Below are 9,625 nucleotides of genomic sequence, written 5' to 3'. Positions count from 1 at the left end.
CGATGCACTCTTCGTCATCGAGCGCGAGATCAACGGCTTGACCGCCGCCGAGCGGTTTAGCGTGCGACAGCAAAAGAGCAAGCCGCTGTTCGATGCGATGCACGAATGGGTGACCACCGAACGCGCCACACTCTCGCGCTCCTCCGCGGTTCGCGAGCCGATCGACTACATGCTCAAGCGCTGGGCCGACTTCGCCCGCTTCCTTGATGATGGCAGAATCTGCCTGACCAACAACGCTGCGGAAAGAGCGCTGCGCGGTATCGCTCTCGGAAGACGCAATTGGACCTTTGCCGGTTCTCAGCGCGGGGCAGACCGCGCCGCTGTCATGCTGACGCTTCTCACCACCGCACGCCTCAACGATGTCGACCCGCAAGCCTGGCTCGCCGATGTTCTGGCCCGTATCGCCGATCTGCCTGCCTCGCGCCTGCACGAGCTGCTTCCTTGGGAATGGAAAAGGCTACGCGCGGTCGAAAAAAACCTCTGATCAGCGGTCCGTCGCAACCTGAACGTCTCAACCGGCTAGCGACCATCATAACCCAGACCGTCTATGCGCGCGCGTAATCGTTGCGCGGCCGTCGTCGGATGCGTACCGATCCAGATCGACAACCCAGGTCGGAGCCCGATCATCGGCCAACCGTCCCGACTGCCGCCAGCACCTCGCACAGCGCCCGCCGGTCGACTGTTCCCCTGACATGGATGCGAACCGCGCCGACCTCGATCTCGATCGCCGCCTGCTCTTCACTCGGCAATTGGCCCCCGCAGCCGGTGATCGCGACCGGCACAAAGCCAGGTGGCATGCCTCTGTCCCCGCGCTCCGCGACCTGCGCCCGCGTGGCCTGGCGACGCCAGAGAAACAACAGACTTGGCCTGATGTCGTGTCGCCGTGCCACCGCGGACACGCTTGCACCCAGCGCAAAACTCTCCGCGACAATCGCCGCCTTCGCATCGGCCGACCAGCGCCGTCGCCGGCCGGCCCCAGTGATGATCTCGACACGCTGCAGCGTGTCAGAAGACTCCTTGAGGATAGGCGTATGCCTATCCGTATCGCTATCCTTACGACTATCCTTAAACATGGCGAGACCTCGTGATGATTCAGTCCACGACATCTTCCTAACCCACCAAATCAGCCCTCAGCGCGTGGTCCCTGGATGACGCTCACGTTCGGCGACGCTCCGCCGAGATAGGCTTGCGTCTTCAGCGTCAGCCGCATCGGGGTGAGGCTCTGGCGAAACGCCTCGACGGCCTCGTCGCGATTGGCCGCCGCCTGTTCCAGCGTTTTGCCGAGACGCGCCTCGCGGGTCTACGCCTGATCGGCCGGCCGCAGCAGGGCGTGAATGTCCGCAGCGATCATCGGAAAAATGCCGCCAAGGACAACCGTGTCACCCCCACGAGTTCAACATCCGGCCCCCATGGCGCGGCCGCCTTCGCCGCCGAACAGCGACGGGCGATCGGGATAGGTGCCTTCGAGATAGTTCGCGATGGCCCACGAGTCCGCGACAGATGTCTCGCCGTCGATGAACACCGGCACCGTATCGGACTGATGCGGCGCGATGGCGTCCTTTTCACTAAAGCGCCACGGAATGGTTTCGGCTTTGATATCCTTGTGCGCAAGCGCCATGCGCGTGCGCCAGCAGAACGGGCTGAACACACGCTCGGTCTCGGTCCCGCAGAGTTCGAACAGTTTTCGCGACGCGGTCATCTTTCTCAGCCTTTCACAACGGACGCGGTCTGTCCGAACAGGACTTTCTTCTGCTCATCGGTGAAGGTCTTGCCAAGGCTTGGGTTCACCGTCGGGCCAACCGCGTAAGCGCGAACCGTCGCGGGCTTCGCCTTGATGGCCTCGAACCAGCGCTTGAGATCCGGAAAGTCTTCCAGCTTCTGACCCTGCCGTTCATACGGCACGATCCATGGATAGGCCGCCATGTCCGCGATGGAATAGTCACCGGCGACATACTCGCGATCCGCGAGGCGCTTGTTGAGGACACCGTAAAGCCGGTTGGTCTCGTTGATGTAGCGGTCGATCGCGTAGGGAAGTTTCTCCGGCGCGTAGACATTGAAGTGATGATTCTGACCCGCCATCGGCCCGAGGCCGCCCATCTGCCACATCAGCCATTGCATCACGTCGAAGCGCTTGCGCAGATCGGACGGCATGAACTTGCCGGTCTTTTCCGCGAGATAGATCAGGATCGCACCGGATTCGAAGATCTTCACCGGCGCGCAGCCGTCGGCAGGCGCATGGTCGATCATCGCGGGCATGCGGTTGTTCGGCGAGAACGCGAGGAACTCCGGCTTGAACTGATCGCCCGTGCCGATGTTGACGGGATAAATCTTGTACGGAAGGCCGGTCTCTTCGAGGAACATCGTGATCTTGTGGCCGTTTGGCGTGGGCCAATAATAAAGATCGATCATCTTGCCATCCTTGAACGTAGCGTATGCTTCGAGAAGCGGTCTTTCATCGCTGGAGCTGTGTTATCGGCGGCATGATAGGTTCTCCATTCGAAGATCACCCGGTACCTCGTGTGATGTGGTTTGGGAGTATGTACGTCTTTTACCAAGCCTAAGCGGCTTTCTTTTGATCGGCTGAATTTGTGGAAGGGTTGGTCGCGACGTTCGATAGTGCGAAGGCGGCTACTTGTTCGGCGAGAATTGTGAGGCCGGGCCTGCCAATTCACAGTCTCACTGGCGGAGGATTGCTTCGCGTCAGTCTGGATTGCCATGGCGTAAGGCGTCGGCCATCCTCTCAGAGCGTGGATGACGGAGCGCATGGTTACCAGCGTGGTGCCGATTGCCTGAACGCCGTTCGCACAAACGATGCAGCCCACGACCCCGCCTTCGAGATAGCGATAGTCGTCGGAGCGCATCTCTTCAGTATAATCGAGCAAGTTCTTGACGATACCGGACATCGAGCCGTGGTATCCGGGCGAGGCGACAATGACGCCGGATGCGCGACGAAGCGCCTCGATCAGACGAGTGGCGCCGGGGCTGCTTTGCGCGATGCCCATTTCGAACGGCGGCAGTATGAGATCGGGTCCGGCGAAGGCCAGAGTGTCGCATCCTGCAGCACTCACTAGAGAAAGCGCTGTTCGCAAGGCGCGCTCCGATGTCGAACTAGCGCGAGTTGAGCCGCCGATTCCGACAACGAGTGGACGGTTATAAGCATTCTTCTTCACTAGGACGGCCTCATTGGATTGGTTCGATAGTCTCGTCTATGCAAAAGTGTTTCAAACGTAGGCGGAGCGCGAAGAGCGTGATGCCGCCACACGAAAGCAATTCAGGATAAGAGATTGGTGCAGGGCGCACTACGTTTACAAAACGGAAGGTACATATCAGCGATAGAAATACCAGCCGGTTGCGATGCGAGAGAGGGCCTTAACGATGGAAATCAAGCAGATCCACTATTTCATGTGGGTGTACGAGGAGGGGTCTTTCAGCAAGGCTGCCCAGAAGGCCAGGGTGGCGCAGCCCGTGCTCAGCATGCAGATCCCCCGCACCGCGCGTAATCGCTCGCCCTAGGCAGCCGAGCCCAAGCCCTCCGGCAAGGAAGGCGCGGATCGTCCGTTGATGGCTGCAGCGCTGGCTCCGGGAATGCCGGCTGAGGGAAAACCTGTTGCGGCTTCGGTTCAGGTAAGCGGGCGGCCCGGTCGGAGGGTCGAAGACCCATTCAAGCTTTGCGGAAACTCCTGCCATGGCAAGAAAAATCGTCAACTTGGAAATATGCCTTGCGCTCGGGACGCAGAGAGCGCGCTTCGCGACGCCGTTTTGGTCAAGTCGCAACTTGAACCGAATGTCGGTATCGGTGGTTGCGCCTCCCCGCAACCACCGATGCTTGCGATAGCAAGCCATCCAGAGCTCCGGCCTCCGAAAGGAAGTCGGGGTTCTTCTTGCCTGCCGCAAATCGCAGGATCGCGGCTAGGTCGCCGCGCAGCACGATGGCGAGTTGTTCCGCCTCGGGCACAAGCGTCACTTGGTCGACTAACGTACGGAACACCTCCGCCGCCTCGGCTTTCTCCTCTTCGCTCTGCAGGCTTTCGTAAAGCGCTGCGATGCGCTGCCGATAGATCTCCGCCACGTTCGGGTGCAAGAGCGGCGGAGGTTCCTCGGCGTTCGCGAGCAGATCAGTCAACTCCGCCTTGCGAGCTTCGAGCACATCCATCTCAGCCTTCATGGACGGTTGATACATGCCATCTTTGATGGCGGTGATGATTCCCCGAATCTGCTTTTCGACTCTTCCCAGCTCGCTCTGCCAAGCATCCTGATCGGTTCGACGTTCGATCCGCAGCCGGTTCACTTCACGGGTGAATTCCTGGCAGAACTCCTTGAACAGCTCGGGCTCCATCAAATGCGTGCGGAGGCCACTCAATACGGATGCCTCCATCGCGTCGCGCCGAATGTTCAAGCGGTTGTCGCATGTCCCCTTGTTGCGCGCAGTCGCGCAGCCGAGCAGGTCCTTCGAGATCATAGTGTACCCGCCGCCGCAACAACCGCATTTCACTAGACCGGCGAAGAGATGCCTGGGTCGCCGACGGTCGTTAAGCTTGTTCTCGCCGGGGGCCGAGGGCTCGTAGGCGAGCGTCTGCTGACGCGTCTTCACAGCGTCCCAGGTATCCTGGTCGACGATGCGCAATTCGGGAACGTCCAGAATCACCCACTCGGATTCGGGGTTTAGCCGAGAAACCCGTTTGCCCGTATCTGGGTCCTTCAGATAGCGAAGCCGATTCCACACGAGGCGGCCGACATAGAGTTCGTTGTTGAGAATGCCAACGCCGCGCTTTGGATTGCCGTGAATGGTCGATGGTCCCCATTCGGCGCCTTGAGGTCCAGGGACACCCTCGCGGTTCAGTTCGAAGGCGATCGTGCGCGAGGACTTGCCGCACAGGTAATTTGTGAAGATGCGCCGGACGACAGCCGCTTCGGCTTCGTTAATCGTGCGATCGCCGCGGATTGGCTCGCCATCGGCAGCGAACTGCTTGACGACGTCATATCCGAAGCACAGCCCCCCGCCGGACTTGCCGTGCGCGACGCGACCCCGCAGGCCCCGACGCGTCTTGTCCGCTAGGTCTTTCAGGAACAGGGCATTCATCGTGCCCTTCAGCCCTACGTGGAGATGTGTGACGTCGCCCTCCGAAAGCGTGACGATCCGCACGCCGGCGAAGGCCATGCGCTTGAAGAGCTCTGCAATGTCCTCTTGATCGCGGCTGAGGCGGTCCATCGCTTCTGCAAGCACAATGGCGAACTTCCCGCGGGTCGCGTCGCTGATCAGTTCCTGGATGCCGGGGCGAAGCAGCGATGCACCAGAGATGGCCCGGTCTGTATAGCTGTCGACGACAGTCCAATCTTGCTTCTCGGCGTGGAGGCGGCATAGACGCAATTGATCCTCGATCGAAGCGTCGCGCTGGTTGTCTGATGAGTAACGGGCGTAGAGCGCGACCTTCATGACGTCTCCTTATTCCGGGAGACGGTCACGCTTCCGTCTGTCTGTTTCCGCTTGGACAAAGTCCCGCGCGGCCTGCCGAGCAAGCAGGCGCACCAGATTGACCAGGCGCGGATCGGATTTCGATGTGGCCACGGTTGCAGCCGGGGCTCCGGGCGCCGTATCGGCGACCACGCGAAGCTTTTCGGCTGTTGTTCCTCTTGGTCGGGCCACCGCGGCGCCCCTGTCGTTGCGCGTATCGCTCCGCATCGTGACAAAGATGGCGAGTTGCGGCCGCAACGCAAGGGAAAATATCCAGCGATATCAGTATCTTGTGTCGTAGTCGTGCGCTGATCCGAGATGCGAAGCGTACCGGATCGGGAAATCGCAAATTCGAGCGCACGAAAAATATTTTCGTGATCGCCTCTGCTAGATGCAATCTGTTTGATTGCCACGCCGGACAACACACCGACCTCTATTACTGCTGCTGACGTCACAAGAGACCGTCGCAGTCTTGCGGCTAGCCGGAGATTCGGCTATATATCCAGATATACCATTGAGGCGATCCGTGAGCAATAGTGCGCAGAAAAGGGCGATCGAAAATTACCGATCCCGGCTGACCAAGCGCGGTATCGTGCGGTTTGAGCTCCAAGCCCTCGAGACCGATCGTGATCTCATCAGAACGCTCGCCCGGAAGTTGACCGAGGAAGGGCCGGAAGCCGGGCATCTCCGACGCGCGGTGCAACAGGCCGTTTCTGGCGAGCCACCGAAGCCCGGTGGCATCTTGAGTGCGTTGCGTCGCTCGCCGCTCGTTGGTGCCGATCTCGACCTGACGCGCCCCCGTGAAGAAGGGCGTAAGGCCGATCTGTGACGCGTTATCTTCTCGACACCAACATCATCAGCGACATCGTCAAGCCAAAGCCGTCAGAGTCACTGTTGGCCTGGATAGGCCAGCAGCGCGATGAGGATTTGTTCATTGCTTCGCTGACAGTCGCCGAAATTCGGCGCGGTATTCTGGAAAAGCCGCGTGGCAAGAAGCGCGATGCGCTCGACGCCTGGTTCGTTGGTCAAGAAGGACCGCTAGCCCTGTTTGCGGGACGTATTTTGTCGTTCGACGACAAAGCGGGCTTGGTGTGGGCGCGGCTGATGGCGGAAGGGAAGGCCGTCGGACGCCCTCGTAGCGGACTCGACATGATCATCGCCGCCGTCGCGGTCGCTCATGATTGCGTGGTGGTAACGGACAATGAAAAAGACTTTGTTGGGCTTCAGATCGTCAATCCATTGCGCGGTGACTTTTAGGGGAAATGCATGACAGGAGGGGCGCCTGAACCCATCGAGTATCAGCTCATCGGTCTGACTGAGGACGGCAACGCAGGCGACCTGCTGCTTGGGCTTGATCAGAAGCAAAGGCGCATTCGCCTCCAGGCGCTGATCTCCGAATGGCTGCGTATGGAGAACCTCGTCGTTCTGACGGGATCTGGCACGTCGGTTTCGGCTGGCGGGAAGACCATGGTGAATCTTGAAACCGCCGTCTTCGAGACGATCGAGGCTCTCTCCGACGCGCCCGCCTCTATCGGGCCTATCATCAAGGCGCGTCGGGATGCCATCTCATTGGCCAACTTACTCGATGAGCCCACCATGGGGTTCGAGCAGTGGCTATCATTCGTTGCCAATTCCCTCGTCGTTGGTAACTCAAAGGGCGCACCATTTTCTGGCGTCACCTGGTCGGGCACGCCAGCTCCAAGCCTTGATGACCTCCAATGGTTTGTTGATCGGCTGCGCATGTCGATCTTCTCGGAATGCGCACTGTCTTTGCCTGACACCGCCAAAGCGAAGTCGGCGAGCGAGATCGCGCCGCAGCTTGCATTTTTGTCCAAGCTCGTCGCGCGTGATAGCAATCTTGGCCGAACCCATCTCTTCACGCTGAATTACGACACCCTGTTCGAGCAGGCGTTGGAGTTACTAGGCATCCAATATTTCGACGGCTTCACCGGCCGAGCAGCCGCTCGCTTCGACCCATCGGTTTATGGGCTCGATGTCTATTATCCGGGTGAGGTTGCCGAAGGGCGGGTGCGGCGCTTCGACAAGTTCCTGCACTTCTACAAACTGCACGGATCCATTCATTGGTTTGAACAGGACGGTGAGATGCGCGCGCGGCACCCCGACCTCGTCCCGTTCCGAACCTATGCAGGTTTGAACCGGGATGAGAAGGCAGCAGTGCTCGTCAAATTGACCCGCGGAACGCCATCGGTTGGAATCCTGCCGACTGCCAACAAGTTCGCGCAGACTCTGACGATGCCCTATGCGCATCTCTTCCGGTCCTTTCAGGTGCGCCTCGGTGTTCCCCAGACCTTCCTGCTCGTTCTCGGTTATGGCTTTGGCGATGATCACGTTAGTCGCATCATTGAGAATGCGCTCATGAATCCGTCGTTGGTGATGCTCGTGGTCGAACCTAATCCAGCCAGCCCGGTCATCGAGCGGGTACGCCGCTATAAGGACCTCGGCAAGCGCGCCTTCGTCTTGTGCCCGACGGATGCCGCCTTTGCTGCTAGGAGCCTGTCTGAGTAGTGACTGGTCAAGAGGTTGCGAGTCTGATTCCTTGCGTGGCCATGAGCAAGGAATTTCGCCCCTGGAAGATCGACGAGGTCCAGCTTCTGCCGCCGAGCGTGCAGGACTATGTGCCGCAGGACCACGTTTCGCGGTTGATCGTGTCGCTGGTCAAGGAAAGCCTTGATCTATCGGCGATCCTAGTACCCACTATCGGTGAAGAATGAGTCGTGATTCAAGGATGTATGAGCGGCATCCCTGAGGCGACAGCTATTATTTTGACGACGGCGGAGCGGACTGAGCTTGAGGGCTTGGTGCGTTCGACGAAGACGGAGCATCGATTGCGGCAGCGCGCACGGATCGTGCTGTTGGCCTCGGAGGGCCTGGCAAGCCGGGCGATCGGACGGGCTGTTGGCTGCACGACCGGCACGGCATCGAAGTGGCGCGTGCGCTATGCCGAAAAACTATTTGGCGGTCTGGACGAAACGGGCGACCGAGGTGCTGAGCCGAAATACACGGCGGAAACGGGCAAACGCATTCTAGCGCTGTTGGACCAGCCGAAGCCCAAGGGCTATGCCCGCTGGTCGGGACCGTTGTTGGCCGCGGCGCTCGGCGACGTCGATGTGCAGTATGTCTGGCGGTTCCTGCGTGCCCAGAAGATCGACCTGGCCGGGCGCAAATCCTGGTGCGAGAGCAACGATCCGGAGTTTGCCGCCAAGGCGGCCGACGTGGTCGGGCTCTACATGGCTCCGCCGGAGAACGCGATTGTCATCTGCGTCGATGAAAAGCCCTCGATCCAGGCGCTGGAGCGGGCACAGGGCTATCTGAAAATGCCGAACGGCCGGGCGCTGGGCGGCCATAGCCATGATTACAAGCGCAACGGCACATCGACGCTGTTCGCCGCCTTCGAGGTGGCCACCGGCAAGGTGACGGCCGCCCACAAGAAGCGGCGGCGGCGCATCGAGTTCCTCGACTTCATGAACGACATCATCGCCGCCTGGCCCGACACTGCCATCCACGTCGTGCTCGACAACCTGAATACCCACAAACCCAGGAACGACCGTTGGCTAAAGCTGCATCCGAACGTGACGTTCCACTTCACACCGACCCGGGCCTCATGGCTCAATCAGGTGGAGATCTGGTTCTCGATCCTGCAAGCAAAGTCCCTGTGCGACGAATCCTTCACCTCGGTCAAACAGCTCAGAGACCACATCGACAACTTCATCGACGACTACAACGCCAACGCCAAGCCCTTCGTCTGGACCAAGTCCGAAGTTCATCAAAAGCGTCTCAAAGCCCGTTTCGCGGACCAATGATTCCGGGTACTAGGCAGCTACCGGAGCGGGCTGGGTCAGCCGCCGTTTGATCCGCGGATGATGACGGCGCTGCTTCTACACGGCTACGCGAGCGGTATCTACTCGTCGCGGCGGATCGCCAGGGCGACGGTGGAGCGGGCGGATTTCATGATGATCGTGGCGGGCGATGCGCCGGACTTCCGCACGATCTCAGAGTTCCGGCGGCGGCACCTGAAGGCGCTGGCCGACCTGTTCGTGCAGGTGTTGAAGCTGGCCGAGAAGGCCGGGTTGGTGAAGCTCGGGCACGTGGCGCTCGACGGCACCAAGATCAAGGCGAACGCGTCCAAGCACAAGGCGATGAGCTACGATCGCA

General features: G+C 60.1%; 11 protein-coding genes and 2 pseudogenes. 8 read left to right on the top strand and 5 right to left on the bottom strand.

The genetic code is table 11. The annotated features are described in order from the left end of the window. Positions 1–484: IS66 family transposase (locus CQ13_RS03540; RefSeq protein ID WP_156433474.1), on the top strand; the 484-nt coding region annotated here is incomplete at its 5' end. A gap of 139 nt (positions 485–623) precedes the next feature. On the opposite strand, the gene tnpA is transcribed toward CQ13_RS03540, so the two are convergent. The 4 genes and pseudogenes from tnpA to CQ13_RS03520 form a co-directional block, all read right to left on the bottom strand. After that, entirely contained in the window at positions 624–1,073 is a 450-nt protein-coding gene (gene tnpA, locus CQ13_RS03535; RefSeq protein WP_057841645.1) for an IS66-like element accessory protein TnpA, read from the bottom strand. Between the two features lie 86 nt (positions 1,074–1,159). After that, a pseudogene (locus CQ13_RS03530) lies at positions 1,160–1,699 on the bottom strand (glutathione S-transferase family protein); the annotation flags it as partial. Positions 1,700–1,704: 5 nt separating this feature from the next. Then, entirely contained in the window at positions 1,705–2,409 is a 705-nt protein-coding gene (locus CQ13_RS03525) for a glutathione S-transferase N-terminal domain-containing protein (protein WP_057841644.1), read from the bottom strand. After that, entirely contained in the window at positions 2,406–3,170 is a 765-nt protein-coding gene (locus tag CQ13_RS03520; RefSeq protein WP_082637296.1) for an NADPH-dependent FMN reductase, read from the bottom strand. Before CQ13_RS03520 ends, CQ13_RS03525 begins: the two co-directional genes overlap by 4 nt. A gap of 205 nt (positions 3,171–3,375) precedes the next feature. Between CQ13_RS03520 and CQ13_RS40425 the strand changes: the two genes are divergently transcribed. Further along, positions 3,376–3,513 (top strand): LysR family transcriptional regulator, encoded by a 138-nt coding sequence (locus CQ13_RS40425; RefSeq protein WP_197427233.1) that lies wholly within the window; start codon positions 3,376–3,378, stop codon positions 3,511–3,513. 250 nt (positions 3,514–3,763) lie between these two features. Here the strand turns inward: CQ13_RS40425 and CQ13_RS03515 are convergent, their stop codons facing one another. Beyond that, the gene (locus tag CQ13_RS03515) at positions 3,764–5,434 is read right to left on the bottom strand and encodes a recombinase family protein (RefSeq protein WP_057841642.1); all 1,671 of its coding nucleotides are present in this window, start codon (positions 5,432–5,434) and stop codon (positions 3,764–3,766) included. A gap of 544 nt (positions 5,435–5,978) precedes the next feature. Here CQ13_RS03515 and CQ13_RS03505 point away from each other — a divergent pair. The 6 genes and pseudogenes from CQ13_RS03505 to CQ13_RS03485 all read left to right on the top strand — a co-directional run. Then, positions 5,979–6,281, top strand: a complete 303-nt coding sequence (locus CQ13_RS03505; protein ID WP_057841641.1) for a hypothetical protein — start codon at positions 5,979–5,981, stop codon at positions 6,279–6,281. Next, positions 6,278–6,709: a type II toxin-antitoxin system VapC family toxin gene (locus CQ13_RS03500; protein WP_057841640.1), complete on the top strand. Its 432-nt coding sequence runs from the start codon at positions 6,278–6,280 to the stop codon at positions 6,707–6,709. Before CQ13_RS03505 ends, CQ13_RS03500 begins: the two co-directional genes overlap by 4 nt. Before the next feature lie 9 nt (positions 6,710–6,718). Beyond that, entirely contained in the window at positions 6,719–7,978 is a 1,260-nt protein-coding gene (locus tag CQ13_RS03495) for an SIR2 family protein (protein ID WP_082637294.1), read from the top strand. A gap of 41 nt (positions 7,979–8,019) precedes the next feature. Next, entirely contained in the window at positions 8,020–8,184 is a 165-nt protein-coding gene (locus CQ13_RS42455) for a hypothetical protein (RefSeq protein ID WP_156433473.1), read from the top strand. A gap of 18 nt (positions 8,185–8,202) precedes the next feature. Further along, the gene (locus tag CQ13_RS03490) at positions 8,203–9,273 is read left to right on the top strand and encodes an IS630 family transposase (RefSeq protein WP_082637293.1); all 1,071 of its coding nucleotides are present in this window, start codon (positions 8,203–8,205) and stop codon (positions 9,271–9,273) included. A 33-nt stretch (positions 9,274–9,306) separates the two neighbouring features. After that, positions 9,307–9,625, top strand: a pseudogene (locus tag CQ13_RS03485) (transposase); the annotation flags it as partial.

This window comes from Bradyrhizobium retamae, from assembly GCF_001440415.1.
GTDB lineage: Bacteria > Pseudomonadota > Alphaproteobacteria > Rhizobiales > Xanthobacteraceae > Bradyrhizobium > Bradyrhizobium retamae.
This window is presented reverse-complemented; position numbering and strand designations above follow the sequence as displayed.